The sequence below is a fragment of the Pseudomonadota bacterium genome, assembly GCA_016719885.1.
Lineage (GTDB): Bacteria > Pseudomonadota > Gammaproteobacteria.
Genome location: JADJYF010000008.1, coordinates 1 through 26643, shown reverse-complemented (window position 1 = coordinate 26643; position 26643 = coordinate 1). Strand labels below are relative to the sequence as shown.

General features: G+C 64.1%; 25 protein-coding genes, 1 tRNA gene and 2 pseudogenes. 25 read left to right on the top strand and 3 right to left on the bottom strand.

The window, feature by feature from the left end; all coding sequences use genetic code 11:
- Positions 1–67 precede the first annotated feature (67 nt).
- From IPM80_09355 to IPM80_09345, 3 genes are read left to right on the top strand one after another with little or no spacing between them, the layout of a single operon-like run.
- Positions 68–1363, top strand: a complete 1296-nt coding sequence (locus IPM80_09355; GenBank protein MBK8958623.1) for an O-acetylhomoserine aminocarboxypropyltransferase — start codon at positions 68–70, stop codon at positions 1361–1363.
- Positions 1364–1397: 34 nt separating this feature from the next.
- Entirely contained in the window at positions 1398–2186 is a 789-nt protein-coding gene (locus IPM80_09350) for an alpha/beta hydrolase (GenBank protein MBK8958622.1), read from the top strand.
- Positions 2187–2202: 16 nt separating this feature from the next.
- Positions 2203–3459: an O-antigen ligase family protein gene (locus IPM80_09345; protein MBK8958621.1), complete on the top strand. Its 1257-nt coding sequence runs from the start codon at positions 2203–2205 to the stop codon at positions 3457–3459.
- 73 nt (positions 3460–3532) lie between these two features.
- Here the strand turns inward: IPM80_09345 and IPM80_09340 are convergent, their stop codons facing one another.
- Positions 3533–4942: a dihydropteroate synthase gene (locus IPM80_09340; protein ID MBK8958620.1), complete on the bottom strand. Its 1410-nt coding sequence runs from the start codon at positions 4940–4942 to the stop codon at positions 3533–3535.
- A gap of 202 nt (positions 4943–5144) precedes the next feature.
- Here IPM80_09340 and IPM80_09335 point away from each other — a divergent pair, with 202 nt between their 5' ends.
- The 4 genes from IPM80_09335 to IPM80_09320 all read left to right on the top strand — a co-directional run bounded on the left by IPM80_09335 (position 5145) and on the right by IPM80_09320 (position 8677).
- Positions 5145–5366 carry a YdcH family protein gene (locus IPM80_09335; GenBank protein MBK8958619.1) on the top strand — a complete coding sequence of 74 codons (222 nt, stop codon included), beginning with the start codon at positions 5145–5147 and terminating at the stop codon, positions 5364–5366.
- Positions 5367–5549: 183 nt separating this feature from the next.
- Positions 5550–6326: an enoyl-CoA hydratase/isomerase family protein gene (locus tag IPM80_09330; GenBank protein ID MBK8958618.1), complete on the top strand. Its 777-nt coding sequence runs from the start codon at positions 5550–5552 to the stop codon at positions 6324–6326.
- Positions 6327–6404: 78 nt separating this feature from the next.
- Complete coding sequence (gene cysB / locus IPM80_09325; protein ID MBK8958617.1) at positions 6405–7379, top strand: HTH-type transcriptional regulator CysB; 975 nt, start codon at positions 6405–6407, stop codon at positions 7377–7379.
- A 218-nt stretch (positions 7380–7597) separates the two neighbouring features.
- Complete coding sequence (locus tag IPM80_09320; protein ID MBK8958616.1) at positions 7598–8677, top strand: hypothetical protein; 1080 nt, start codon at positions 7598–7600, stop codon at positions 8675–8677.
- A 41-nt stretch (positions 8678–8718) separates the two neighbouring features.
- Here the strand turns inward: IPM80_09320 and IPM80_09315 are convergent, their stop codons facing one another.
- Both IPM80_09315 and IPM80_09310 read right to left on the bottom strand, forming a co-directional pair.
- Entirely contained in the window at positions 8719–9615 is an 897-nt protein-coding gene (locus IPM80_09315) for an FHA domain-containing protein (GenBank protein MBK8958615.1), read from the bottom strand.
- A gap of 163 nt (positions 9616–9778) precedes the next feature.
- A complete protein-coding gene (locus IPM80_09310) occupies positions 9779–10897 on the bottom strand; it encodes an aminopeptidase (protein MBK8958614.1) in 1119 nt (372 codons plus the stop codon).
- A gap of 131 nt (positions 10898–11028) precedes the next feature.
- Between IPM80_09310 and IPM80_09305 the strand changes: the two genes are divergently transcribed.
- The 18 genes and pseudogenes from IPM80_09305 (at position 11029) to IPM80_09220 (ending at position 25545) form a co-directional block, all read left to right on the top strand.
- A complete protein-coding gene (locus IPM80_09305; GenBank protein MBK8958613.1) occupies positions 11029–11880 on the top strand; it encodes a sulfurtransferase in 852 nt (283 codons plus the stop codon).
- Positions 11877–12929 carry a VWA domain-containing protein gene (locus tag IPM80_09300; GenBank protein MBK8958612.1) on the top strand — a complete coding sequence of 351 codons (1053 nt, stop codon included), beginning with the start codon at positions 11877–11879 and terminating at the stop codon, positions 12927–12929. The genes IPM80_09305 and IPM80_09300 overlap by 4 nt, the downstream gene beginning before the upstream one ends.
- Entirely contained in the window at positions 12902–14293 is a 1392-nt protein-coding gene (locus IPM80_09295; protein ID MBK8958611.1) for an FHA domain-containing protein, read from the top strand. Before IPM80_09300 ends, IPM80_09295 begins: the two co-directional genes overlap by 28 nt.
- Before the next feature lie 35 nt (positions 14294–14328).
- Complete coding sequence (locus tag IPM80_09290) at positions 14329–15294, top strand: biotin--[acetyl-CoA-carboxylase] ligase (protein MBK8958610.1); 966 nt, start codon at positions 14329–14331, stop codon at positions 15292–15294.
- Between the two features lies 1 nt (position 15295).
- Complete coding sequence (locus IPM80_09285; protein ID MBK8958609.1) at positions 15296–16033, top strand: type III pantothenate kinase; 738 nt, start codon at positions 15296–15298, stop codon at positions 16031–16033.
- Positions 16033–16809, top strand: a complete 777-nt coding sequence (locus tag IPM80_09280; protein MBK8958608.1) for an SPOR domain-containing protein — start codon at positions 16033–16035, stop codon at positions 16807–16809. The genes IPM80_09285 and IPM80_09280 overlap by 1 nt, the downstream gene beginning before the upstream one ends.
- Positions 16810–16865: 56 nt before the next feature.
- Positions 16866–16941, top strand: a tRNA-Thr gene (locus IPM80_09275).
- A 946-nt stretch (positions 16942–17887) separates the two neighbouring features.
- Positions 17888–18175 (top strand): WYL domain-containing protein, encoded by a 288-nt coding sequence (locus tag IPM80_09270; protein ID MBK8958607.1) that lies wholly within the window; start codon positions 17888–17890, stop codon positions 18173–18175.
- Positions 18175–18345: a hypothetical protein gene (locus tag IPM80_09265; protein ID MBK8958606.1), complete on the top strand. Its 171-nt coding sequence runs from the start codon at positions 18175–18177 to the stop codon at positions 18343–18345. Before IPM80_09270 ends, IPM80_09265 begins: the two co-directional genes overlap by 1 nt.
- Positions 18330–18500 carry a hypothetical protein gene (locus IPM80_09260; GenBank protein MBK8958605.1) on the top strand — a complete coding sequence of 57 codons (171 nt, stop codon included), beginning with the start codon at positions 18330–18332 and terminating at the stop codon, positions 18498–18500. Before IPM80_09265 ends, IPM80_09260 begins: the two co-directional genes overlap by 16 nt.
- 1843 nt (positions 18501–20343) lie before the next feature.
- Positions 20344–20658, top strand: a complete 315-nt coding sequence (locus IPM80_09255) for a hypothetical protein (protein ID MBK8958604.1) — start codon at positions 20344–20346, stop codon at positions 20656–20658.
- A 216-nt stretch (positions 20659–20874) separates the two neighbouring features.
- On the top strand, positions 20875–21252 hold the full coding sequence (locus IPM80_09250; protein ID MBK8958603.1) for a type I-E CRISPR-associated protein Cse1/CasA: 378 nt from the start codon (positions 20875–20877) through the stop codon (positions 21250–21252).
- A 33-nt stretch (positions 21253–21285) separates the two neighbouring features.
- Entirely contained in the window at positions 21286–21543 is a 258-nt protein-coding gene (locus IPM80_09245; protein ID MBK8958602.1) for a type I-E CRISPR-associated protein Cse1/CasA, read from the top strand.
- A 1465-nt stretch (positions 21544–23008) separates the two neighbouring features.
- The gene (locus IPM80_09240) at positions 23009–23290 is read left to right on the top strand and encodes a type I-E CRISPR-associated protein Cas7/Cse4/CasC (GenBank protein MBK8958601.1); all 282 of its coding nucleotides are present in this window, start codon (positions 23009–23011) and stop codon (positions 23288–23290) included.
- Positions 23291–23630: 340 nt separating this feature from the next.
- The gene (locus IPM80_09235; protein ID MBK8958600.1) at positions 23631–23834 is read left to right on the top strand and encodes a type I-E CRISPR-associated protein Cas7/Cse4/CasC; all 204 of its coding nucleotides are present in this window, start codon (positions 23631–23633) and stop codon (positions 23832–23834) included.
- Between the two features lie 20 nt (positions 23835–23854).
- Positions 23855–24112 (top strand): type I-E CRISPR-associated protein Cas7/Cse4/CasC, encoded by a 258-nt coding sequence (locus IPM80_09230; GenBank protein MBK8958599.1) that lies wholly within the window; start codon positions 23855–23857, stop codon positions 24110–24112.
- 61 nt (positions 24113–24173) lie between these two features.
- A pseudogene (cas5e, locus tag IPM80_09225) lies at positions 24174–24869 on the top strand (type I-E CRISPR-associated protein Cas5/CasD).
- A gap of 289 nt (positions 24870–25158) precedes the next feature.
- Positions 25159–25545: pseudogene (locus tag IPM80_09220) on the top strand (type I-E CRISPR-associated protein Cas6/Cse3/CasE).
- The last annotated feature ends 1098 nt before the right edge of the window (positions 25546–26643 follow it).

Here is a 26643-nt window from a genome sequence, read left to right as displayed (position 1 = left end):
GGCTTTTTTTTGTTCGCGGCACGCCGTGCGCGTTACCATGCCGGCCGGTTCAAGCGGAGTAGTGTGAATGGCCGGCCCCAGGTACCCTGGATTCGATACCTTGTCGCTGCATGCCGGGCAACGCCCGGACGCGACGTTTGGCAGCAGGGCGGTGCCCATCTACCAGACCGTGTCGTTCGTGTTCGAGGACAGCGACATCGCTGCCTCGCGTTTCGACATCGCGCGCTCGGGCCATGTCTACTCGCGCATCTCCAACCCGACCACGGCGGTGCTGGAAGAGCGCCTCGCGGCGCTGGAAAAGGGCGTCGGCGCGGTCGCGACCGCCAGCGGCATGGCCGCCATCCACCTCGCCCTGACCACCATCGCCGGCGCCGGCGCGCACATCGTCGCTTCCCATGCCCTGTACGGCGGCACCCATAACCTGTTGCGTTACACCCTGCCGCGTTTCGGTATCGAGACCAGCTTCGTCGACCCGCGCGACCCGCAGGCCTTCGCGCGCGCGGTGCGCCCCAACACCGTCGCGATGTTCGCCGAGACCGTCGCCAACCCGCGCTGCGAGGTGTTGGACCTGCCGGCGGTGGCGGCGGTGGCACGCACGGCCGGCGTGCCGCTCGTCATCGATGCGACGCTCACCACCCCCTATCTCATGCAGCCGCTGGAACACGGCGCCGACATCGTGGTGCATTCCCTGACCAAGTTCATCGGCGGCCATGGCGTGGTGCTGGGCGGCGCGGTGATCGACGGCGGACGCTTCGATTGGGAACAGTCCAAGAGCCGCTACGCGACGCTGTGTCAGCCCTACGACGGTTTCCACGATCTCAATTTCGTCGAAGAATTCGGGCCCAAGGCCTTCATCATGCGCGCGCGGCGCGAGGGCTTGCGCGATTTCGGCGCGACGTTGGCGCCGGCCAGCGCCTTCCAGTTGCTGCAGGGCCTGGAGACCTTGCCGCTGCGCATGCAGCGCCATGTCGAGAACGCGACGACCATCGCCGAGTTCCTCGCCGGCCAGGAAGTGGTGAGCAACGTCACCCATCCGAGCCTCGCCAGTCATCCCGATTACGAGCTCGCCCAGCGCCTGTTGCCGCGCGGCAGCGGCTCGGTGTTCAGTTTCGAAGTGAAGGGCGGTCGCGCCGCCGGGCGCAAGCTCATCGAATCGCTGGCGGTGTTCTCCCATCTCGCCAACGTCGGCGACGCCAAGTCGCTGGTCATCCATCCGGCCTCGACCACCCATAGCCGCATGGACGAGGCCGCGCTGGCAGCGGCCGGCATTTCGGAAGGCCTGGTGCGCCTGTCCATCGGTCTCGAGGACCCGGCGGATCTCATCGAGGATCTGTCGCGCGCGCTCAGCCGCTCGCAGAAATAAGCCCGCGCAGTCGCGACTGGATCAGGAGTCAGCCATGTATTTCGAAGTCGATGCTCAGCCGGTGTTCGCTGCCGGCCGTTTGCAGGCGGGCGCTGCCACGCCGCCGGTGGTGCTGGTACACGGCGCCGCCATGGATCACACCGTGTGGGTCTATCACACGCGCTATTTCATGCACGTCGGGCGCAGCGTGATTGCGCCCGACCTGCCCGGCCACGGCCATTCCGGCGGCACGCCCTTGGCCAGCGTCGAAGCGATGGCGGCGTGGCTGCTGCGCGCGCTCGACGCGCTCGGTGTCGGTGAAGTGGCGCTCGCCGGCCACAGCATGGGCGCATTGGTCGCCCTCGAAGCGGCCGGCATGGCGCCCGAGCGCGTCACGCGTCTCGCGCTGCTCGGCGCGGCCTTCCCGATGCCGGTCAGCGACCTGCTGCTGAACGCCGCCAAGGCCAACGCCCCCGAGTCGCGCGACATGATGATGATCTGGGGCCACGGCGCCGCCGCGCAGTACGGCGCGAACCCGGTGGCCGGCATCCACATCGTCAACACCACCATGCGCCTGCTCGAGAAGGCCCAGCCCGGCCTGCTGCATACCGATCTGAAGGCCTGCAACGACTACGCCCACGGTCTCGAGGCGGCGGCTGCCGTCAAGGCACGCACCACCTTCATCTGCGGCGTCGAAGACCGCATGACGCCGGCGCCCGCCGCGCGTCAGCTGGCGGCCGGCATGGCCAATTGCCAGGTGGCGACCATCGCCGGCTCCGGCCACATCATGATGAGCGAGCAACCCGAACTCACCCATCGCCAACTGGTGGCCGCGGTCGCCTGAACGCTGCCCCGCGTCCATGAACGACCTCCCGCCCGCTGGCGCGCCGGGCTACGCGCAGCGGGCGAGCAGCCATGCCAAGGCCGGCTTGATCCTGGCCACCCTCACGCTGTTCGTGTCCGAGCACCTGGTGCATTACGCGCTGGGGCTGATGGCGGTGCTGGGCGTGATCGATGCCGTGCGTCATCCGAGCGCGCTGCGTGAATGGCGTTCACGCCAGCTGCTGTGGTTGTTCGCGCTGCTGTGGTTGCCGATGGCGATCGCCTGCGTCGACGCGGTCGCGCCTTCGCACACCTTGCGCACGGTATTGCCCTATGTGCACCTGCTGCCCGCCAGCTACTTCATCATGCGTGCCTGCGCGGACGTCGAGGTGCAGCGCCTGGTGACGGTCGGCGCGGCGGTGCTGGTCGCCTTCGTGGCGCTCGACGCCTTCGTGCAATTGCTCTGGCACCGTGACCTGTTCGGCTACCCCTACGACCGCAATGTCCTGAAAGGCGTGTTCTATCCCAAGCAGCGCCTGGGCCTGGTGCTGGCGGTGTTCGCGCCGCTGTATCTCGACGGCGTGCTGCGCGGCTGTCGTGAATACCCGCGCCTGTGGCTGCTCTTGATCCCGATGGTGGTGATCATCCTGGTGTCCTTGAAGCGCAGCGCCTGGATCATGCTGGCTTTCGGACTCGTGGTGTACGCGCTGCTGTATGCGCGCCAGCGCGGCGCGCGCTGGAATGGTCGACGCGCGATGTCATGGGCGCTGGCGTTGGCGCTGGCGGCGGGACTCGCGAGCTTGAACACCAGCCTGCGCGCGCGACTCCACGAAACCGCCGGCCTGTTCTCGACCGATACGCAGGCCATCGACGTCGCCAGCGGTTATCGCCTGACCTTGTGGCGCACCGGCGCGCGCATCTTCGCCGATCACTGGCTGACCGGCATCGGGCCGCGCGGCTATCGTCATGTCTACGGCGAGTACGCGGACAAGGACGATTTCTGGATCAAACGCATCGGCGGCGGCCAGACCCATCCGCACCAGTTCATGCTGGAAATCGCCATCGAGACCGGCCTCATCGGGCTGGCGGCCTTCGTGTTCTTCTACGCGCGGCTGCTCGGCCTGTTGATGCGACCGACGCTGGGCCGGGTCGCGCCGGTGTGGCTGCTGGGCGCGGCGGTGGCGTGGCTGCCGCTCAATGCTCACCTCGCCTTCTACGGCGCCTACTGGGCGAGTCTCGCGTGGCTGCTGCTGGCGGTGGGATTGGCGGAGGCGCGGGAGCCGGAGAATCCGTAGGTGCGAATTCATTCGCACATTCATGGGCCCGTGCAGCATCGCCGCGCCATCGAATGTGCGAATGAATTCGCACCTACAGGGGGTTATTCCTGTGCTTCTTCCTGGCCTTTAATGTGCTGCGCTCCGCCGCGAACACCTGCTTGTCATCCACTGCGCGCGGGCGCACGCAGCCCCACTCCAGTTCCTCGTCCTGGTTGTAGCGCTTGCCCAGCTGCCAGGCTATTTGAGCGCGCGCGAGTTCGAGTCCAAGGTAAAACGCATGGGCGCCGTCGGCCTCGACGCCGAGCGCGGTGAAGACGTCGTAGGGATCGCGCGCGGTGTGCAGGCCACGACGGTTGTAGATGTGAAAGCCTTCGTCGCTGACCTGGATGCGGAAGTTGTCGTCCGTCACTTCGCGCGCGAAGTCGGCAATCTCGGCGGCGCTGTAGGGAAAGGGATGGCGGTCGTGCAAGGCCATCAGCGATTCATCGAGGTGACGCGGCGGAATGTTGTCTTCGCGCGCCGCGTGCATCACGCGTCGCGCGCGATCCACTTCGCGCACCACGCTCACGCAATGACGGCTGACCTCGGTGGTCAGGAGGCCGGTGATGCGCAACTCGGACACCACGCCCAGCAGCAGCGTATTCAAGCCCAGGGTATCGGTGTGGGTGAGTTCCGACAGGTTGCCGATGCCCATCAGGATGTCGATGTCGGGGTAGCGTTCGCGCAGCGCCGCGTAGCGCAGCAGCGAGCGGGTGAAGCCGTAATGGATGGGGTCCAGCACCGGGTCGGCGAAGAACGGCCGGCCGAGCTTGGCAAAGCTTTCGATGGTGCGATGGAGATCGTCCATGTCGCCCGGATGCCGGGCGATGAGTACCGGCGTGCAGGCGCTGTCGGCCACCAGCTCGAGGCTGCGACCGGTGAGCGAGAACACGTAATCGGCGCCGGCGGCGATGGCGCGCTCGAGTTCTTCGCGGTCCAAGGAGTCGACGCTGACCGCGACACCGGCCTCGCGCAGCGCGCGAATGCAGTCCTCGAGATGTGGAAACGGCGTCGCCGGCAGGCAGCCGATGTCGATGACGTCGGCGCCATCGGCGCGCAGGCGCAGCGCCTCGGCCAGCACGTCGTCGACCGTGCCGTGGGGCGCGTGCACGATTTCGGCGAACAGCGTGATGTCGGTCGGACCAATCTCGCGTGGCCTGGCGCGTGTCCCAAAATGGGCCGGCAGGTCTTTCAGTTCGTCGGGCCCGCGCTCGAAGGGCAGACCGAAATGGGCGCTGAGTTCCTCGAGGTTGCCGCGGCAGCGCCCCGGCACGATGACCTTGTCGAAGCCGGCCAGCGTGTCGAGGCGGCGCTTCAGCATCGCCACCGTCAACAGCGCCGCGACGTTGATGCCCGGCACGCGGATCTCGTAGCTGAACGGCCGCCCTTCCATGGACGACAGCACCCGCGCCAGGCTCTTTTCCGCCAGGTGGCCGGTGATGAACAGCAGGTGTTGGCTCATGGCGCGGCGCTTGCAGAGGTTGGGACGGCCTGAGCGCGCGTCCGCCGCTCAATGGTCGGCTGCCTGCCGCCGCTAAGGATCATGGCGGCCGGTGCGATGCGCTTGCGGGTCAATCTCAATCGCGCCCCTTGTTCCGGCCCCATCGCTGGTCTAGTTTTTGATCGGGAGATGAGTCAAGCCAAACCGGTTCGGAGGATCATTTATGTTCGATTATGATCAGGCTACCGTCGACAAACTTTTGAGTGCGGACGACGGCTTTCGACGTCTTTATAACAAGCATAGCGTTCTCAATGCAAAGGTCGACCAGGCGCACGCCGGCAAGGCGGCGATGGACGACATCCAGCTCGAATTGCTCAAGAAGGAAAAGCTCTACCTGCGTGATCGCATGCAGGCCATGATCCACGCCCACAGCGCCCGACCGTAGGCCTGAACTCATGAACGCATGGTCCCGGCGCCGCCGGGACCATGCATCCCACCCGCCGCTTCCGTCCATTTCCCCATCGTTTCACTCCCCGCCGTTTCACCGCGCCGCCAAACGCGCTAGCTTTGCGTTTTGATTCATGCGCGCGCCGTGGCGCGCGCCGCAGAGCGTGGAGTGCATGGCGCGATGACCTACCAGTTTCTCGAAGTGGCCGATGATCAAGGCCTGCTCAAAGTCACCATCAACCGGCCGGCCAAGCGCAACGCGCTCAGCCAGGCGGTGCTCGGTGAGCTGCGCCAGTGTTTCGAAAGCGCCGCGCGGCGTGAGGATCTCATCGCGGCGGTGATCCGTGGCGCCGGCGACCGCTGCTTCGCCGCCGGCGGCGACCTGCAGGAATTCGATGGCATGCGTTCGCGCGAGCAGGCCGAGCGCATCGGCGTCGATTCCTGCGCGGCGCTCGATGCCATCCGACATTTCCCGGTGCCGGTGGTGGCGCTCTTGAACGGCGATGCACTCGGCGGCGGCGGCGAACTGGCAGTGGCCTGCGACATTCGCGTGGCCGCCAACCATGCGCGCATCGCCTTCGTGCAGGGCACGCTCAATATCGCGCCGGCGTGGGGCGGTGGCATGGATCTCATGCGCCTGGTGGGGCCCGCCCAGGCACTGCGCCTGTTGTGCCGCGCCGACCTGGTGGCGGTGGAGGAGGCCTTGGCGCTGGGCCTCGTCCAGGCCTATTGCCCCGCGGGGCAGGAGTTCGAGGCCTGGTGCGAAGACTTTCTCGCGCCGTTCCGCGCGCGCAAGCCGCAGGTCACGCGTGCCTTCAAGGCGCTGGCCCGCGCGCAGCGCGAAGGTCTGCAGGGCGAGGCGCTGCGCAAGCTCGAGAATGCCCTGCTGGTCGAAACCTGGTGCCATGCCGATCACTGGGAAGCCCACGACAAGGTGTTGGCCCGTATCTCGGCCTGAGCCGAACACGGTGGGCGGGACGCCCTATACTCTGCGCCCTGATTGATACGCCATTGGATTCGACCAGCCGGAGGGGCGGTGAAACTGCAGCAGCTGCGCTATATCTGGGAAGTGGCCCGCCACGGCTTGAACGTGTCGGCCACCGCCGAAAGTCTCTACACGTCCCAGCCCGGCGTCAGCAAGCAGATCCGCCAGCTCGAGGACGAGCTCGGCGTGCAGATCTTCCAACGCAACGGCAAGCACCTGACCGAAGTCACGCGCGCCGGCGCCGCCATCATCGACGTCGCCGGTCGCATCCTCGGTGAAGTGGAGAACATCCGTCGCATCGCGCAGGAGAACAGCGACAGCGGCCGTGGCAGCCTCTCGATCGCCACCACCCATACCCAGGCGCGCTACGTGCTGCCGCCGACCATCAAGAGCTTCATTACCAAGTACCCACAGGTGGCGCTGCACATGCACCAGGGTACGCCGCTGCAGATCTCGGAACTGGCGGTCAATCGCACCGTCGATTTCGCGATCGCGACCGAGGCGCTGGAACTGTTCGACAACCTGGTGATGCTGCCCTGCTATCGCTGGAACCGCAGCATCATCGTGCCGGTCGGTCATCCGCTGGCGGAGGTGCAACCTCTGACACTCGCGGCCATCGCCGAATATCCCATCGTCACCTACGTGTTCGGCTTCACTGGCCGTTCCCAGCTCGACGACGCCTTCACCGCCGCCGGCGTCGAGGCGCGCGTGGCGTTCTCGGCGGTCGATGCCGACGTCATCAAGACCTACGTGAAGCTGGGGCTCGGCGTCGGCATCGTCGCGACGCTCGCCTACGACCCGGTCGAGGATCACGATCTGGTCGCGCTGCCCGCCAGTCACCTGTTCGATTACAGCGTGACCAAGATCGGTTTCCGGCGTGGCGCGTTCCTGCGCAACTACATGTATGACTTCATCGAATTGTTCGCCCCGCACCTGACGCGCGAGGTGGTGGATGCGGCCATCGCCGCCGGCACACGCGAAGAGTTCGACAGGCTGTTCGAGCGGGTGAAGTTGCCGGAGCATTAAAGGCGGACAGCGGGCACGTTGTCGCGTGCTCGCTATCCCTGATCAGAGCGTTTGCTGGCCATCACCCGAGGCCAGCGCCCTGCGCGCACTGCCTCTCCCTTCTGATCGTGGTCAGCATGGTGAGCCCTGCCTCTCGCTAGATTTCCCTTCAGGCGCTCCCACGGCGCCTTATCGCTACAAGCATCAGAACGACAATAATCGACTCGCGGAGGGACATCATGGCCCGTCTCGTATTTCCCGCACTCAAGGCAGCGCTGCTACTGGGCTGCGTGACCGGCGCCCATGGCGCAGTGATTTCCGATGGCTCCGACGGCGCGTTCGTCGCCGTTGCCGGCAGCAATGTCATCGATCTCACCCTGCCTGGCCGTGAGGACGGCATCCTCAATTTCACCACCATCACGATCCCGGCCAACGCCACCGTGAGCTTCAAACGCAATGCGCTGAACACGCCGGTGTTCATGGCCGCAACCGGCAACATCGACCTCCTTGGCACCGTCAACGTGTCGGCCGGCGGCAACCTGGCAGGCCCTGGCGGCGGCGAAGGTGGCAGCGCCGGTCTCGGTGACGTCAATTGCACGGCAGCCGAGTGTCGCCTCGCCACCGGCGGCGGTGGCGTGCTCGGGGGCAACGCCGGCCCGAACGCGGATGCGGGCGGTATCAAGTCGACGCCCGGTTACGCGGGCAGCGGGGGTGGCATGGCCACGGCGGGCCTGGCGGCAGATCCCGCCCGCTTCAGTCGCAGCGCGCCCCCCACTGCCGCGCTTTCCCAACTGCCGGCGCCGTTGGTGGGTGGCTCCGGCGGTGGCGGTGGCGGCGGCTGGATGTTCTTCGGCGTCGAACTCGGTGGCGGCGCGGGCGGTGACGGTGGCGGCGCCATCCAGTTCAGCACCCTGGCCGACATTCTGTTCGGCGGCACCGTGCTCGCCAATGGCGCCAACGGCAGCTACGCCTTCACCAACAGCGGTGGTACCGGGGGGCCCGGCGGCGGCGGCAGCGGCGGTAACGTGCAGATGGTCGCCGACCACATCACCGTGCAGGACAGCGCCGCGGTGCGGGCCGTCGGCGGCTGGGGCGGCTGTCTTGGCACCGAAACCTGCGACGCCAATCGTCCGGCGTTCAGCAAATTGAACAACGGTGGCCTCGGCTTTTTCGACCTTACCGCGCGCACGGTGACGCTGAGTGACGCGGCGGATATCCAGGCCGTGCTGGCCGTGCATGCCGTGCCGCTGCCATCGGCCTGGCTCTCGATGGCGCCGGGTGTATTGCTGACGGGGATGATGCGCAGACGTTCGAGCTGAGCGCCGGCCCGTGGTCGGGTCCGACATTCCACCATCGCCCGTCAATTCTCGCCGTGCGGTACCAAGGCTGTCGGCAGGAAGGTGCCGTGGGATGACAGGTCGGTAAAGCGCAGCACGCCACCGTCCAGCGGTTCGATGATGAGGTGCATGCGCGACACGTCGCGCAGTGCGCTGTCGACCACGATGTTGCACACCGAATCGCGGCCGATGATGTTCTTGCCGGGTTCAATCTTGTGCGCGTGTCCGAATTCATCCACCAGTTCGCGCACCGCGCCGTTACGGAACTGGAACGGGTGCTTGGACAGGCGCAGGTCGAACTCGCTGTTCATGGCCGGCTTGATGCTGACCGCTTCGCCTTTCGGCAGGCGCGTCAGCGCGGAATTGGGCACCGGCTCGACCGGCATTTCCAGCGACATCGATTCGAAGATGCTGGTTTCCTTGAACTGATCCTTGGTTTCTTCCATCGGCGACAGCACTTCGCGCGGTGCGCTGTGCTTGTTGGTCTTTTTGAGCTTGACCTTGTAGGTCTGCTTGATGACGTCCTGCCGCGAGCGCAGGTATTGCATGTATTTCACCACCGCCACGCGCCGCAGTTCGTCGTAGGCTTCGTCTTCCTGGTTGAGGGCCTTGAAGATGCTGCGCCAGTCGTAGTCGTTGGAAAACACCTGGATGTCGACTTCGCGTACCAGCCGGCCAATCTCGCCCGGCTGTTCGATGGAGCGCGACAGGATGTCGACGAAGCGCTTCTCCACCGCCTTGATGCTCTTGGCCTCGCGTTTCAGTTCATCGGGGCTCAGCATGATGAGATCGGCCAGCTTGGTGGCCGGAACGTTGGTGCGGCCGCCCAGTGCGAATTCGAATTCGGCGAGGGTGTGAAACGAGATCTCCTCGCCGTTGATGACGAGTGATAGCGCTTTACTGAAGAGCCGGTCCAGCATGGGTGTGGTTCTGCGTGGCTGATTCGTTATTCCCTGCGTGCCCTGGCGGCCTTGCCCAAGGTGCGCATGTCATGGGCGGGTGGCGCGCGGCCACCCGGTCAAGCCGCATTATAGGGACAGCTTCGCGCCGCTAGCCATGCGCGCGCGGCGGCCGTGACGCCGATCACAGGCCGGCCGCGGCCTTGCAGACGACGCCAGGCGTGCCGTCGCCGGCAAGCTCACCGAGACAGCTGGTGCGCTCGGCCGACGGCAATTCGGCGAGCGCGTCGACAATGCGGTAGAAGCGCGCGAAGTCCTGACCGCAGCGCGCCAGCAGGGCAAGAAAGTGCGGAACCTGGTCGTGGTAGGCCGCCAGCGAAGCGAGCTTGGCGTTGTTCAAATCGGTTGTCATCCAGGCGTCGTAGGCGTTGTCGCCCCCCCAGCTCGCCTTCAGTGCGCGGTAGCGGTCCATGAGTTCGGCATACAGCGCAGCCTTGGCGATGCGCTTGTCGCTCGCCGCCAGCGGGCCGTCGTAGACCTTGGCCAGTCGCGCGCCGGTGTCCTGCACGAGCGCGATGAACTCGGCCTCGCGCTGTTGTTCGGCGCGGTAGCGGGCCAGCGCCGCTGGGTCATCGGCCAGCCACAGTGCCACGCCGGCGCGCGCCACCGCCATCGCAAAGCTTTCGTTGAAAGTGGTGTCGCCGGCGATGTACAGGCGTTGATGCGCGAGTTCGTGAAAGATGATGTCGACCAGATGCGCATCGTCGCGCCGGAGCACGGTATTGAGTACCGGGTCGTTCAACCAGCCGAGCGTCGAATAGGCGGCCACGCCGCCGACGAAGGTGTCGTAGCCGCGCACCTGCAGCGTGGCGGCATGCAAGCGCGCGGCGGCTTCGCTGAAAAAGCCGCGGTATTCCACGCAGCCGACCAGCGGATAGCAGGACTTCAGCGCGGCGAGCGACAGCTCGGGCGCCGCGAATACATTCCACACCACGTAGTCACGACCGAGATCGGCATAGCTGTGATAGCTGCCATGATCGGCCAGCGCGAGACGTGTGCCGGCAAACTCGCGGGCACGTTCGACCAGCGTCAGCTTGGCGCGCACCGCCGCCGGTGTGCCGTCCTCCGCCAGCCACCTTTCGATGGGCCGTTGACGATGCCAGATCTCGGCCTGGCCGCGCGCCGCCTGCAGGTAATAATCGAGCGAGCCGCAGCCGACTAGCGTCAGCGTCAGGGCGAGCAGCAGCAGGGCCCGCCCGGTGCGCTGGACGGTCGTAATGTTTGGTCTTAGTCTTGCCGGCATGATGCGTAGCGGTGAGGCGCGTCGGTGGCGTACCGCGCGATGCGCAGCGTAACGCCGCACGGCGGACCTTGCGAGTGACAGGTGTGGCGCCACGGCCGCCACCGGGCGCCCATCCAATCACGGAAGCTTCAATGAACAGCAACGCGGCGGGACCGCTGATTCAGGTGGCCGAGCTGGCGGCCGCGCGCGGTCGCGAAGCGCTCGTGGTGGTGGACTGCCGTTACGATCTGATGGCTCCCGAGGCCGGCCGCCTGGCCTGGCTGGAAGCGCACATCCCCGGCGCCGGCTACGCGCATCTCGATCATGATCTCAGTGGCCCGCCCAATACCGACCATGGCCGCCATCCCTTGCCAGCGCCGGAGCGCCTGGTGGCGCTGTTCAGCGCCCTCGGCATCGACAGCACGCGGCAGGTGGTGGCCTATGACGATGCCGGCGGCATGTTTGCCGCGCGCCTGTGGTGGATGTTGCGTTACATGGGGCATGACGCGGTGGCGGTGCTCGATGGCGGCTGGCAGGCGTGGGTGAATGCCGGCGGTGCGACGGCAAGCGGCGAGGAGCGACCGCGCCCGCGCGCGTTCAGCGGCACGCCGCGCCGCTCGCGATTGGTGACCCTGGACGAAGTCGCGAGCGTCGCGCAGCTGGTCGATGCGCGCGCCGCGCCGCGTTATCGCGGCGAGGTCGAGCCGCTCGACAAACACGCGGGCCACATTCCCGGCGCCATCAACCATTGCTGGCAGCACAACCTCGGCACCGATGGGCGCCTGGCCGCGGCCGAGCAGCTGCGGCAGCAATGGCAGACGAGCCTGGGCGCGCTGCCCGATGCGGCGACCGTGCATTATTGCGGCTCCGGCGTTTCCGCCTGCCATAACGTTCTGGCGCAGGTGGCGGCGGGCTTGCCCGAGCCGCGCCTGTATTGTGGATCTTGGAGCGAGTGGTGCCGGGACAGTGGCCGGCCTCGCGCGATTGGTGGAGAATCCCGATGATGAGCCCGTCCTTGCACAGCCGCGCCGTTGTTTCACGCCGGGACGGCGCCCGCGCCACCGCGCGTCGCGTGCTGGCCATCGCATTGCTGCTGTTGGCGATGCCGCTGTGGGCCGCGCCCACCGACATCATCGTGCTGCTCGACAACTCCGGCAGCATGCGTCAGAACGATCCGGCCTTCCTGCTCAAGGGCGCGGTCACCAAGTTCTTCACATCCTTGCCGGCCGATACCCACGCCGGCGTGGTGGTGTTCGATCAGAAAGTCTCCTACCCGGTGCCGCTCGCGCCGGTCGACGCCGCCGCGCACGCCGCGGTCAAGGACGCCCTTGCCAAGGTCGACTATCGCGGCCAGTACACCAACATACCGGCCGGCATGGAGCGCGCCATCTACGAACTGAAGAGCAGTGCGCGCAAGGACGCCACCAAGGTGGTGGTGTTCATGACCGATGGCATCGTCGATACCGGCAACCCGGCGGTCGACGCCGAAAAGGCCAAGTGGCTGCGCGACGAATTGGCGACCGACGCCGCCGACAGCGGCATACGCATCTTCGGCATCGCCTTCACCGAGAACGCCGATTTCTTTCTCATCCAGTCGCTGGCCAAGAAAACCAGCGGCGAATATTTCCGTGCCCTGAAGCCGGAAGATCTGGATGGCGTCTTCAAGAAGGTCGAAGACAAGCTGGCCAGCGCCGCCGCCCCCGCCACCCCCGCGCCGGTGGTGAGCGCGCCGGCCGCGAGCACGCCGCCGGCGGTGGCCGTAGCGCCGCCGGCCGCCGATGGCGCGGCCTGTGTCGCGGAAATGGCGGCCGACGATCGCGCTTCCATCGAGGAAATGGCCAAGGCCGCCGGCAGCACCGCCGAGCAGCTGTGCCTCGAAATGAAGGCCACGCCGCCCGGTCAGCCGCTGGTCACGCCGGCGCCGAGCGCCGAAAGCGGCGCCGCCACGGCGCCGGCCACGAGCAGCCCGCCGCCGCCGCGGCCGACACCGCCCGCGACAGCGATTCGAAAATGGGGGTGGCGCTGGTGGCCGGGTCCGCACTGCTGCTGTTGATCGCGGCGGGCGTCCTGGTGTTCATGTTGATCAAGCGCCGGCAGCAGCCGGCCGCCGCCGTCGCGCCGGCGCCCAGCGTCACTTCCAGCGGCGCCATCGGCGGCGCACCGCGCGTGCCGGAGGCCTATCTGAAGGACATCAACGGCATCACCGACAAGGATGCCATGCAGATCACGGCCAAGCCGATGATGGTCGGCCGCATCGCCGGCACCGATGAAGAACACATCGACTACTTCGTGGTCGAGAAGCCGACCGTCGGTCGCCGTCACGCGCTCATCCGTTATCGCGATTTCGGTTTCTGGTTGTCCGACCAGGGCAGCGTCAACGGCACCTTCCTGAACGGCGAGCGCATCGAAGGCGAACGCTCGCTCAAGCACGGCGATCGCGTGCGCTTTCACAAGTACGAATTCGAATTCAGCGTGCCGGAGATGGATCACGCCAGCCATACCATCTACGCCGACCCCATGAATCGCACCATGGTTGGCGATCTGGACACCATGGTCGGCACCGCCGCGGCGGTCAGCAGCGCGGCGCTTGCCGGCGGCGCCATCGGCCGCGCCAGCGCCGCCGCCACCAACCAGGACGACGACGATGATGAAGACGTCTTCGATCTGACCGGTGGCGCGGCTGCGCCCGCCGGCAGCGACAAGACGGCCTTCCTCTCGCCGCAGGATGCGCTGCCCGCCACTTCCCGTGCCGATCTGCCGGGCGACGACACCGGCGCCGGCGGCGGCATCGACGATGAAGACTTCATGGCGCTGGACAACGATGAAGTCGACGAAGCGACCGCCGAGACCCAACTGCCGGTCAACCTGCGCTCGGCCATCCTGTCCGGCACGCGCGCGCGCGCCGAGGCCGAGTTCGACGCCGAGGCGTCGGCGTTCTTCGACGAGGACGATCTCGCCGTCACCGCATCGCCCTACAGCAACAGCACCATCGAGAAGGGCCCGATACTGCGCCTCGACGACGATGGCACCGACGACGGCGACGACGACAACGCGCAGGACACCATGCAGATCCCGGCTGCGCAGTTCGCGCCGGCCGCCGCGCCGGTCGCCGATGAGTTCGACGAATTCAGCGAAGGGGAAACCATGCTGCCCGTCAGCCCCGGCGTCGCCAACCAGACCCAGGGCGTGGACATCAGCCTCGACGCGTTCATGAACACCGATTCCTTCGACGAACCGCCGGCCGCCAGCGGCGACTTCGACGACGAGGACGACGCGACCCTGCTGCCGCACCAGGTGCCGGACATCGACGACGTGTTCGACGTCACCGCCGAAGGCACCATCCCGCCCGTGTCGCGCAAGCAGCTCGATGACGATGATGACGACTTCGATCACGACAAGACCACCTTGCTGCGCTGAGCAGCCGGTTCGCGACACGCCCGAATCGTCCGCGCATGCGACGTGCTTTTGCCCTGCTTGATCTCTTGAGCGACGGCGCCGAGCATGCCGGCGCCGAGCTCGCCCACGCGCTCGGCGTGACGCGCGCCGCGGTGTGGCACCAGGTGGCGCAGCTGCGTGAGCAGGGCTTGGGCATCACCGCTTCGCGTGGCCATGGCTACAGACTGCCGGGCGGCTTCGAGGCGCTGTCGGCTGACGCCATACGCGCCGAACTCGGCGACGGTGCGCGTGAGCTGTTGCGCATCGACACCGTCACCATCACCGATTCCACCAACGAGCGCCTGCTCGCCGCCCTCAACCAGGGCGACATCCACGGTCATGTGTTGCTCGCCGAGCACCAGACCGCCGGCCGTGGCCGGCGCGGCGATCGCTGGATCTCACCGCCCGGCAGTGGCCTGTGCCTGTCGCTGGGATGGCGCTTCGATCAGCCGCCCGCGACGTTCTCTGCCTTAAGCCTGGTGGTCGGCATGGCCATCGCCGAAAGCCTGCGCGAACTCGGCGTCGCCGGCGCAATGTTGAAATGGCCCAACGACATCCTGTGCGAAGGCGGCAAGCTGGCCGGCATCCTCATCGAGATGCGTGCCGAGGCGGGCGGGCCGTGCCGCACGGTGATCGGCATCGGCATCAATGTCGCGATGTCGGCCGAGGCGCGCGCGCAGATCGATCAACCGGTGCAGGATTTCACCCACGCCAGTGGCCATGGCGTATCGCGCAATCGCCTGGCGGCGGTGCTGCTGACCGCGCTCGCGCGCACCTTGCCGCGCTTCGGGCGCGACGGCTTTGCGGTGTTTCGCGACGAGTGGCGACGCTACGATGCGCTGGTCGACACGGCGGTGAAACTCGAGCTGCCGAATCGCACCGTGCATGGCATCGCGCGCGGCGTCGATGATCACGGCGCCCTGCTCATCGAACACCAGGGGCGACGCGAAACCTTCGTGTCCGGCCACCTGTCGCGGGCCTGACATGCTGCTCATCGACATCGGCAACACCCGCATCAAGGCCGCGTTGGTCGAAGGCGGCCAGCCGCGCATGTTGCCGGCGCTGGGCACGCGCGACCACGCACCGTTCAGCGCCTGGCAGGACGCCATCGCCGCGCGCCCGTCGCGGGTGCTGGTGTCGAACGTGGCCGGCCCCGAAATGGCCATGCACGTTCTGCGCTACACGCGTGAGCGCTGGCAACTCGAGCCCGAATTCGCGCTGCCGTGCCGAAAGCGCGCCGGCATGACCACGCGCTATCAGCATCCCGAAAAGCTCGGCGTCGATCGCTGGCTGGCGGCGCTCGCCGCCTGGCACGAAGCGCGCGGCGCGGTGTGCGTATGCGACGTCGGCACCGCGCTCACCATCGACGTGGTGACCAGCGACGGCACGCACCTCGGCGGCCTCATCGCGCCGGGGCCGGACCTGCTGCGCACCAGCCTCACGCGTGGCACCGCGCAATTGGAAAGCGATGGTCTCAGTCTCGTGCAGGGCTTCGCCGACAACACCCGCGATGCCATTTCCCTGGGCTGCACCGATGCGCTGGGCGGCCTGCTGCAGCGCGTGGCCGCGCGCCTCGCCGAGCACGAACCCCGCGAAGCGTTTCGCTGGTATCTCACCGGCGGCGCCGCGCCCCTGATGGAAGCGCTGTTGCCGGCGCCCGCCGTGCATCTGCCGGATCTCGTGCTGCGCGGCCTCGCGGTGCTGGCCATGGCCGACGCCTGATGAAATATCTCGCCATCGCCCTGTTGCTTGCCAACGTCGGCCTCGTGGCCTGGCAGTATCAAACCCACGTGCGCGAATTGGCGCAATCGAGCGTCGAGCACGAGCCGATTCCGGCCGACGCCGCGCCTTTGAAACTGATTTCTGAATTGCCAGCGTTGCCCGAACCGCGCGTGGCGCGCAACGCCGCCCAGCCGCCCGCCGTCACCGCCGATGTGAATACCGACGTGGTGGCCGCCGACTTGTGCATGGACATCGGCCCGTTCGGCGATGTGCCGTCGCGCGACGCGGTGCGCGACTGGCTGCGCGACTATGCGGCCGCCACCTACATGCGCGTCGAAACCGTGCGCAAGCGCCAGTTCTTCTGGGTCTACCTCGAACCGAGCTCCGACAGCGCCGCACAGAAGAACCTTGCCGAACTGCACGACCGCGGCATCCACGACACCCTGCTCATCCGCCGCGGCGACATGAAGAACTCGATTTCGCTGGGCTTCTTCCGCTCGCAGGATTCAGTCAACCGGCGTCTCGCCGAACTCAACGAGAAGGGCTACAAGCCGGTGGTGGTGCCCCGCTTCGAAACCTCGGACCTGTACTGGCTGTCGGCGCGGCTCGCCGAGCAAAACGCCGAAGCCCCCGAGGTCCCCGCCACCCTGCTCGGCAGCACCGCCAAGCAAAGGACCATCGCCTGCGAAGCGATGGCCACCGACGGCCAGGACCCTGCCGCCGCGACCACCGAAGCCAAGGCCGACAGGCCCATGGTCGAAGGCCTGACGGATTAGCCGGTTAGCCAAACGCCGCCATCCGCGCCACAATACGCGCCCCGATAAGTCCCTTCGCCGGCTTAGCTCAGTTGGTAGAGCAGTTGATTTGTAATCATCAGGTCGCGGGTTCGATTCCTGCAGCCGGCACCATTCCTTCCCTGTCTGTTCCTTTAATTGTTTTTTTGTTTTCGGTGTTCCACCTTCCTCTTCCCCTTTTTAACCGTCCCCGTTGCGTACTATTGGGACTCGAAAAAGGGCAGCTTGTTGCTAAACACGTGCTACATACTGCCGGACACAGGCTAGCCACTGGCAGCATCGAACGAAGGTCTGAGGTTGCGCTTCTCATGGTCTAGGGGATTTGGAGCTTGCGCACAAGCGCAGAAAGCTTCCAAACTAAGTTACTCATGTATACGTCGCGGTGCGCGTCGCTGGGTCCGCAGTCGCCCCTGAGGTGTGAGCGGGGTCGCGCACATTTTGGCGTATCACGATATGGGCCGTAGAAAGCGAATCAGCACGTAATCTGAGCGTGAGCAAACTCGACGAGCTCTATCGCCTGCACCGCCTGCTTGATGGGCGGCGCACCGGTATCCCGCGCGCCGCCTTGATAGGTGTGCATGGATTTGCGCGCGCCACTCTAGCTCGGTTAATCGCCGATTTGCGCGACAAACCGGAACGCGCCGCTCATTCACGACAAAGACCGAAACGGCTACCGCTACGACACTACAGACGGTCGCTTCGCGCTGCCGGGATTGTGGTTCACGGCGGACGAACTGCTCGCTCTTTTCGCCCTGAAGCACTTGCTGGACAAGCTTGAGCCCGGCCTCCTCGACGACCATTTGCGTCCCCTGCAAGCCCGCATCGATCAATTGCTTACCAGCCGCCATCTTGGCTCGGGCGAGGCGGAACGCATTCGCTTATTGACCGTGGCGGCGCGCCGAAAGAACCCACGGTATTTTCAAATCGTGGCAGGCGCTGTGCTGCAAAGGCACCGCCTCAGGATCGACTACTACAATCGCGAGCGCGATGAGCTGAGCACGCGTGAGATCTCCCCGCAACGGCTCGCCCGCTACCGTGACAATTGGTATCTCGACGCCCGGTGCCACCGTCAAGGAAGCTCCGCATCTTTGCCGTCGAATGCATCCGTTCAGTTGAGCAGTTGGCCTCGGCGGCCATCTCTGTGCCGGAACCGTCGCTCCACGGCGAACTCAGCAGCGCCTACGGTATCTTCGCGGGCAAGCCAATTGCCACCGCGACCCTAGTCTTTACCCCCCAGCGGGCTCGCTGGGTCTGTGAAGAAATCTGGCATCCGGAACAGCAAAATTGCTGGCTGGCAGACGGCCGGATGAGTTGCGTCTGCCGTATTCGGACGATCGTGAGCTGTTGATGGACATTCTCAAGCATGGGGCAGAGGTAGAAGTCCTGGCCCCCTCAGAATTGCGCGAAGCAGTAGCGGCATCGCCTGATCAGCCGCTGCTCAGTATCAACGTGAGAATCAGCAAGGCTCAGGTTTTGAGACTGGCACCTGATATAAGGTGGCCATGGGAATTTCCTTAACGGGTGACGAGCAGCTTCTCTGGGCGAAAAGCAGCCGGAGTGATGATGAGCGTTGGCATCCGCTGGTTCTTCATCTGCTCGACGTTGCCGCGTGCGCTGACGCGATCCTGGCCCGTGAGCCTGAAAGACGCCGAGCGGCTTTGCATCCGCGTTAGGGGTGGACTGGAATAGAGGCCGCCCGTGGTTGCCGTTACCATCGCCTGCCATGACCTCGCAAGGCATGTCCGGGATTTCAATGCAAGTGGAGGAATTTGGTCCACTCTCGCCACCGGCCCAGCCCACACGCAAATCAGTCATGCGTTTGTCAGCCAGGTGAGCTGCGCGAGCTATTGCTCGAGCGGGAATGGCCAGAAGAATTGGCTGAGTTGGTAGCCGATGCCGTGGGGTGCCACCACGGTGAGCGGGCAGGTCCAACGACGATCCAGACCATCGAGGCCAACCCATTTGGGAGGACACTTGGGGTATCCGGGTGGCAGCGAGCGCGCCGCGCAATCTTTGACGCCCTGTTTGTGTCTTTGCGCTCACCGACCCGCCGAGCAAACTTACGCTGAGCGGCCCGGACTTTATGCTGTTCGCTGGCCTCGCCAGTTTTGCTGACTCGATTGGCTCAAATGAGTCGTTCTTCCTGTTCGGCACGCCGGAGCACTGAATCGGATCTTTTTGGCGTGGTTCAACGAGCGGCGCGCCTGGCCAACGCTGAGGAAGCACTAAGTCGTATTTGTTGGTCGCGTCTGCCAATCGGTCGAGGATTATCGCTCTTCGATGCCACCTTCGGTAGTGAAGGCACGCCCCTTGCAAAATGCACGGCCGAAGCGGCTAGTCAGCATCGGACCAGCCCGGATTTTGTTGGTCGAAGCGCCTATAGGCGAGGGTAAGACTGAAGCGGCGTTCTATGCGCATCTTGAACTGCAGCGGCGTTTCGGGCACCGCGGTCTTACGTCGCATTGCCGAGCGTGGCGACGGGGCCATGTTCCGCCGGGTGCCCAGTTTCCTACAGTGCCAGCGCGGCGACCGACGCCTGGATTTGGAACTACTAGCACGGAGGCGCACTGCTCAACGACGACTTTCAGAAGCTCAGGCCCAGCGGTATTTATGACACCGCACAAGGCGGCGAGGTACGCGCGGTTGAATGGTTCACGCCCAAGAAGCGTGCGCTGTTGTCCGGAATACGGCGTCGGCACGATTGACCAAGCGCTCTTGACCATTTTGCCGGTGCGGCACCAGTTCGTGCGTCTGTGGGGACTTTCGAACCGCGTCGTCGTTTTCGATGAGGTCCATGCGTATGACGCCTATACAGGTACGCTTCTGCTGCACCTCCTGCGTTGGCTGTTGGCTTTGGGCGCGTCGGTCATTCTGCTTTCCGCCACGCTTCCAGCTACGGTTTCGCCGCCAGCCCGCAGAACTGGTCGGGCAGAGCACTCGGAGCGCGAAGCAATCTATCCGCGCCTGTCGGTTTTTCAGACGGGTGCGAGAGTCCAACAACTCTCCTTCAATGCTGCGCCTGAACGCCGGCTTTCAATCAGAGTGCAGCTCTGTCGAAGCGAACCTTGCCGCGATAAAAGCCGCATTAGATGGGCACTGGTCGACGGCGGCTACAACTGTTTCTTGACTCAATACAGTGCAGCGCGCCCAGGACTTGTATCGACATTACGGAGCCGGTGAGTCGTTGCTGTTCGACGGCGCGAACGTCGGAAAGCGCTTGCCCGACGGCACCGAGATTTATCTCCTTCAGCGCCCGTTTCCTGCCGATACGAGGCAACATCGCGAGGACGCCGTGTTACAGATCTTCGGCCCGCCCACAGCCGACGACCATTGCGCGCGCGCGCCGATGAATCCTCATCGCGACATAGGTGCCGAGCAAAGCCTGGACCCGATTTCGACCTCATCGCCACCGACCTTGCGCTATCGATCTGCTCCTGCAACGCGCTGGGCGGCTTTGGGAGACATTCGCGCGATGTGCGGCTTCTGGCCCAGGCAGTCCTCATCATCGCAGGCCTGTTGGAAGATCCCCTCCTTCGTTCTCGGCCGCTATGGTGGTGCGCTATTTACTTCGAAGCTCCTATTGTTCGCACCCACAGCCTGCCGCACAGCAAAAATACTCCGCAACTGCCGGATGAAATCGACACCCTGGTAGCGTCCGTTTACGAAGAGAAGGGCAAGCCGAAGAACTTGGAGGCGCGCCTCGACCGCGCATTGCAGGACGCGCTTGGCAAAGAGTACGCCCACATTGGCCAAGCGCACCAGGCCATCATCGGCCTGCCGGACGACACTTCATGGAAATCCGGCGTCCGCTTCACGCTGTATGACGCATGACGAACCCGGCGTCCACCCCAGCCTCAAAGTCAGAACGCGGCTCGACAGGATTCGGCCATTGTTATTCCGATCGTTGATGCGGACGGTTTCGACCCCGACCTTGTACCTGATTTCTGTAGGCTCGAGCCTGGGTGCAGCGTGCCATGAGTGTTCGCGCAAGAACATCCTCAAACGGCTGCAAGAGCGAGGTGTCCGGAAGGCTGGAAGCAAAGCCCCTTGTTGCGTAACGCTTATCCGCTGCGGCTCGACGCAAACTTTCGCTGGGCCGAAGACTGGCATGTCGAGCTTTCGGAAGATCTGGGACGTGTTCACGCCACCAAGGAAACCGGAACGAGCGCTTCATCAAGCCGATTCAACCGATCGGACGAAGCTTGGATTCCGGTACGTAAGCTAAGCGGCGAGCGCGTTGAGCTCGGTATCCGCGACACACTGATCCAAGCGACACATATCGCAACGATTGAAGACGCCTCGCCGCTTGTGACGGCCAGCCTTCATCGTTTTTGCTCGCGGTGCTATACCGGGCGTTGGAGGGGCCGACTGATATCGATCAGGCAAAAGCTTGGTTCAGATCGGACAACCAGCGGAGCGGATTGACGCTATCTCGAACGGTGGCGGGATCGGTTCTGGTTGTTCGATGAAACCCATCCGTTTTTTCAGATTCCCGATTTCGAACCGAACGCTTGGCGTGCCTGGACCGTACTAGCCGCTGAGCACAACGCTGACAACGCCAAGGTGCTTTTCGATCATGTAGACGTTACACGGCCCGGCGGAGTGCCAGCAGCTTCAGCGGCGCGTTGGCTGCTAGCGGCACAGAGTTTCGCAGTAAGCGCGGGGAAAAGCGAACTCCGCGCACACCGAACTACCCCTCCGCGACAGCGGCGATGATTTACCGCTGGGCCGTCAATTGGAAGACACCTTGCCAACGAGCCTGGTGCCGCAGGGTCGGTGATCGCAGAGATGATTTGCCATTTGGGAGCGCGACCCGGAGTCGCCATTGCTTAAAAGGGGATTGAGCGCGCCATCGCTGGTTACGCAGACCGATACACCTGGCGAACCCGGATCGGTGCGCCTGCGCGAGACGAACACGGCGACGTGCGCACTCTAGCTTTCGCTTCCGGCGTGGAGTACGAACCCGGGGACGGATCGACCTTCTGTTGGGATATCGCGTTGATGAAAGTAACGGAAAAATGCCTCTACAGCTTCGTGATCGCGGCCTGTGTAGCGACTTCGATCTGCTGCTGCTGGACGCCGCCAAGCTCGCCCGAAGTGGTCGAACATGCAACAACGCTAACGCGCATGGACGGGTCGCGCTTTCCGCGTGCGATATTGGCACTAGGGCAGTTGAACAGAAAGGCGAAAATAGAATTCTGGCGGCTGGAGCGCGGTGCTACGGGAAGCGCTGTTAGGAGCGATCTATTCGAGCAGAGGTGAAGCAGCTGGTTGTTCGATGGCGACAAATGAGGAGGAGCCGCGACGTTCCCTCATTAGTTTCGTGTGGGACGTGCTGGGACGGGGGCGAGCGAGTCCTGACAAAGATGACATCAAACGCTTCGTTGAAAGAATTCGGCTACCGCCATGTACTGGTCAACGCCTGAGGCCGCGTTTCATGAGGCGCTACTCAGCTATACGGCTGAATGCAGAACTGATCTCATCCGCCTCGACTGGCCGATAACCGTGTGAGCTGCCCTGCGTCAGGCCCGGGCGCTGCACGCTGGATCGGCATCGATCAGTGACGCGTGGGTAATTCGGCGCTTCAGCGCGCCGGCGCCATCATCGTCAAGCAGATTGGCGAATTGAACGAGGAAATCCAAAAATACGAAATGTAAGTCCAATCACGGGGAGATTACGAGCGAATTCATCGCTTGGCTTGAAGAGGTGAGCGAGCGCGATACTAAAGTGCGGCAGTGCTCAGGCGTAGCCTCGCGTTCCTTCCGTGGATCATATTCCGAGTTAGCCTATGTCGCCTTTTCAGAGGGGAAGAGGAAGGCTGGCGCAGGCAGACATATTATCTCGTTGCCGGCCTGTGGGCGGCACACTGGCGAGAGGGCAGAGAGCCCGACTATTCCGCTTGCCAGAGTATGCGCACTCTATCCAGCAAAAGAAGAATGCGGCGAGCACCGAGCGGCGCTTCATTCATTTGCTCGATTCCGATCCTCCCAACTCCCGCACCGCTTGCGACAGAGGTACAAGTGCTGCTTAAGGAGGAACCGCTCGACTTCCGGATGCTGCTGAATGATGTGCTGATCTGGAACCCGTGATGACAAGCGTGTGCACAGAACGCCTGGGCGCGTCAGTATTACCGCACTCTGAACCCTACCGAAACGTTTGAAGTCGAAACGGAGACAGCCGCATGAGAACTTTGGTCGAAATCCACGTTCCCGGGCAGAATTACGCACCATCCAACCTCAACCGTGATGATACCGGGGCGCCCAAGGATGCGTTGTTTGGTGGGATACGTAGGGGGCGCGTGTCGAGTCAGTGCAGCAAACGTGCGGTGTGGAGTATTTCGCCGACAGAGTTCGCGACGGTGTTTTCAGTGCAGATGAACTTGGCAGTGCGCACCAAGCGTGTCTACCAGGCGATCGCCGACGCCTTTGCTGGCAAGCGGCCCCAGGTTGGAAGTCCCCGCTAAGGGGCGGAACGTGCGCCTCCTATTGCAAAATAGATTCAAGAGTGATAGCAAGACGCACTTGCTTTTCCTTGGTCGACGGGATCGCCGCGCTGGCGGGACACCATTGACCGGAATTGGAGTTTGATCATTGAACCCCAGGAGCCGGAGTCTGAAGACGGCGCGGCAAAAGAAAACCAAGACCAAGACTCAGTAAAGATGCCGCCGGCAGCGCACCGCAGAGGTGAAGGACCAACTCCGAAGCGGTTTTCATCGGCGGCAAGGCAGTGGACGCGGCCTTGTTTGGTCGTACGCTCGCGGACATGCCTGAGAAAATCACGCTGCCTGTCAAGTCGCACATGCTATCTCGACGCACGCGGTCGAGCGCGAGTTCGATTTCGTACACAGCAGTAGACGACCCTTGCTGGAGGATATTTTCGCGGGCGCGGACATGATGTGGACAATTGAATTCAACTCGGTATGTTACTACCGCTACGCCGTTGTAGATTGGGGAAAAGCTGGTGGCGAATCTCCAGGGCGAGACGCGGTTTTGGCATCTAAGGGTTAGATGCTTTCCTGCGGGGCTTCGTGGTTGCTGAACCTACCGGCAAACAGAACAGCTTCGCTGCGCATAACCCGCCGGAATTCGCCGCGATGTCCGTTTGCCGCGACGCAGCCCCACGCACCGCCAACGCTTTTGAAATCGCCGTTCGGGCCAAGCCTGGCGAGTCGCTGACGCGCAAATCGACGGAGGCGCTGGTGGCGAAAGCGGGCGAGCTCGGCGTAAGGCCTACCCGCGCAAAGGCCAAACTCACGTGCTCAACTCGCCATTGCCGACGTCGGTAATCTGGGGTGCACGCAGGATCCGCTTAACGATTTGGTTGCTGCTGCTCGCTGCGGTCGAGGAATGATCCAGGTGACCCTCCTTATTAGGCTGGCGGGCCCCATGCAATCGTGGGGCACTATCAGCCGCTTCGACCAGCGTGACACAGGGAAGGAACCGAGCAAATCCGGCGTATTGGGCCTTTGGCTGCTGCCTTGCATAGACCGCGGAAATTGGGTTGCGTTGGAACCGCTTACAGCGTTAGGCAATGGGCGTGCGGTACGACCGTTCCGGCATAATGAAGCGCGACTACCAGACCGCACAGGGTATTATTTCCGGGCTGACAGATCGAAGATCCATGATACGGCCGTCACTACGCGCGACCATCTTGCCGGGATGCCGTATTCCTGGTCGGCCTGGAAGGTTCCGGATCGCGCTCTGCTGGAATGTGTATAGCGCCGCCCCACAGAATCCTGTTGGCCGTTGGCTTTGGGACGCAAGTACTACGTGCCAGCCGAACCTGTTTGCTGGCGAATGGCCCTCGCTGACGCGCCGCTTCTGTCCACACTCGCTTCCTGGCCCTGGGCTTCAGCGACGCTGCGACCGAACGAATCTGTGCGGCCAGAGCGGTTGCTGGTGTCTCTCGAATCTCAGGACGGCAGAGGTGCGCTACGTATGGATCAACCGCTGTCATCTTTCGCCGAACGCCGGTTCGGTGCTCGCTATGTGTGTTCTGAATGGGTCACGCTGGGTGGGGGGGCGAGCGATGTTGCTGTATAGAATCCATTTGAACCCACGATGCAAAGTGGCGCGACGCGATCTCGCCGATCCTACCAGATGCACGCCACACTTTGCTGCGCGTATTTTCCCCGCGATACGCATCCGCCCACCTGGAGCACTGTTGTGGCGGTTGGAACCGGAATCCGACGCGCAAGGCCGGCCGCGCGTGTTGATTCAATCTCCATCGACGCCGGACTGACCAGCTTGGCAGCATCCGGTCGGCTCGCCCACGCCGACCTGGCAGCTAGACCCGCGCAGAAACTGTCGCTGGACACCCTGGCGGAAAGGCAGACGTTCCGCTTCCGGATGCGGGGCCAATCCTCGCAACACCGCGCAGGGTAAGCGGACGGGATTAGTGACACCCGATGCCCAGATAGCGTGGCTCGTGCGTAAGGGTGAACAGCACGGCTTTGCGTTGCTTGCTGCCGGTACGGTGGATTACTTCAGTTTTGCACAGAGCCCCAGCGGGCGGCCCAATCCAGACGTTAGCCTCTCGCAAGACCAGATGTTGATCGGGCGGCGGCATGATGGCATCAACATCCGCGTGTATTCGGTGCTTTATGAAGGGCGTCTCAGCGTGAGCGATCCGGGCAAGCGAAAGCGACGCTGGTTTCCGGCATCGGTCATGGCAAGGCCAAGTGGGGCTAGGCCTTCTGGTCCATCGCTCCTCAAGTGAGGCGAAATGCGCAGACGCTCGGTTTCGGTCGTTTGCCGGCCCTGGCGCCGGAACTCGACACGAACATATTGCTGGACGACGAGGGGGGCACACTACCGTCCAGCGGTTAGGTTGTGGGGGCATCGGTAGAGTGAGCGTGCTGTTGCTTGACGAGCACGACAGGCTTGCGCCTGGGTCGTTTTCGGCCGAAACCGCTGGCCGAAGAGGTCTTCACGCCCTGAAATTGTCGAAGATGGTGCGCCTTGAGGGTGAGTAGCCGCCTATGCCGGATCCGCTAAGTTCCCACCCACTCAAACCCATAACCATCGGGATCGCTTGTCGGTTCTCTAATGAGCGTGGCAATCTCGATGTGCTTGATGGGGCGTTCGTCGCGGCCGACATTCCGGCGTTCGCACCCATATCCGGTCGGTGGTGTAGCGTGCTTGATGCGGGCCAGGTACGCGCGTCTCGCATGCAGCTTGTGCTTATCTGCACGCGTGGGCACCTTTGTTGGTGTGGACCGGGGAAGCCGGTGTCGACTCTACTCAGCCGGGCAACCCGGTGGTGCGCGTGCCGACAAGTTGCTCCATCAGGCCCGGTCCGCGCTCGACGACGGCTTGCGGCTGAAAGCCGCGCAGATGTACGCATTGCGCTTCGGTGACGAACCGCCGCAGCGCCGCTCGGTGGAGCAGCAGTGTGGTGTTGAATGAGTACGCGTTCGGAAAGCTACAAGCTTATTGCCGGAAACTATGGCGTCGCGAATGGAAGGCGTGAAATTACGATACCAGTGAGTGGGAGAAGGTGATTTGTCGAATCGCTGCTTGTCATCCGCAACCGCTTGCTTGTACGGCGTGACGTAGAGGCCGCAGTGTTGGTCGCTGGGTATGCCCCGGCGATTGGCCATTCACACCGGCGTTCCACTGTCGTTCGTGTACGACGTGGCCGACGTGTACAAATTCGAGACGGAATGGCGCTAGTTTTCCGCGTTGTTGCGAGTAAGCCGCGCAAACCGGAACAGCAGATTTGCATCGCTTGTCGCGACATATTCCGCGGTTCGCGTCTGCTCGAGCGTATCATCCCAGGTATCGAAGATATGCTTTCCGCTGGTGAAATCGAACC

Coding starts and splice junctions, on each gene's coding strand:
- IPM80_09355 (MBK8958623.1), top strand. CDS start 68: ATGGCCGGCCCCAGGTACCCTGGATTCGATACCTTGTCGCTGCATGCC.
- IPM80_09350 (MBK8958622.1), top strand. CDS start 1,398: ATGTATTTCGAAGTCGATGCTCAGCCGGTGTTCGCTGCCGGCCGTTTG.
- IPM80_09345 (MBK8958621.1), top strand. CDS start 2,203: ATGAACGACCTCCCGCCCGCTGGCGCGCCGGGCTACGCGCAGCGGGCG.
- IPM80_09340 (MBK8958620.1), bottom strand. CDS start 4,942: ATGAGCCAACACCTGCTGTTCATCACCGGCCACCTGGCGGAAAAGAGC.
- IPM80_09335 (MBK8958619.1), top strand. CDS start 5,145: ATGTTCGATTATGATCAGGCTACCGTCGACAAACTTTTGAGTGCGGAC.
- IPM80_09330 (MBK8958618.1), top strand. CDS start 5,550: ATGACCTACCAGTTTCTCGAAGTGGCCGATGATCAAGGCCTGCTCAAA.
- IPM80_09320 (MBK8958616.1), top strand. CDS start 7,598: ATGGCCCGTCTCGTATTTCCCGCACTCAAGGCAGCGCTGCTACTGGGC.
- IPM80_09315 (MBK8958615.1), bottom strand. CDS start 9,615: ATGCTGGACCGGCTCTTCAGTAAAGCGCTATCACTCGTCATCAACGGC.
- IPM80_09310 (MBK8958614.1), bottom strand. CDS start 10,897: ATGCCGGCAAGACTAAGACCAAACATTACGACCGTCCAGCGCACCGGG.
- IPM80_09305 (MBK8958613.1), top strand. CDS start 11,029: ATGAACAGCAACGCGGCGGGACCGCTGATTCAGGTGGCCGAGCTGGCG.
- IPM80_09300 (MBK8958612.1), top strand. CDS start 11,877: ATGATGAGCCCGTCCTTGCACAGCCGCGCCGTTGTTTCACGCCGGGAC.
- IPM80_09290 (MBK8958610.1), top strand. CDS start 14,329: ATGCGACGTGCTTTTGCCCTGCTTGATCTCTTGAGCGACGGCGCCGAG.
- IPM80_09285 (MBK8958609.1), top strand. CDS start 15,296: ATGCTGCTCATCGACATCGGCAACACCCGCATCAAGGCCGCGTTGGTC.
- IPM80_09280 (MBK8958608.1), top strand. CDS start 16,033: ATGAAATATCTCGCCATCGCCCTGTTGCTTGCCAACGTCGGCCTCGTG.
- IPM80_09265 (MBK8958606.1), top strand. CDS start 18,175: ATGGACATTCTCAAGCATGGGGCAGAGGTAGAAGTCCTGGCCCCCTCA.
- IPM80_09260 (MBK8958605.1), top strand. CDS start 18,330: ATGGGAATTTCCTTAACGGGTGACGAGCAGCTTCTCTGGGCGAAAAGC.
- IPM80_09240 (MBK8958601.1), top strand. CDS start 23,009: ATGAGAACTTTGGTCGAAATCCACGTTCCCGGGCAGAATTACGCACCA.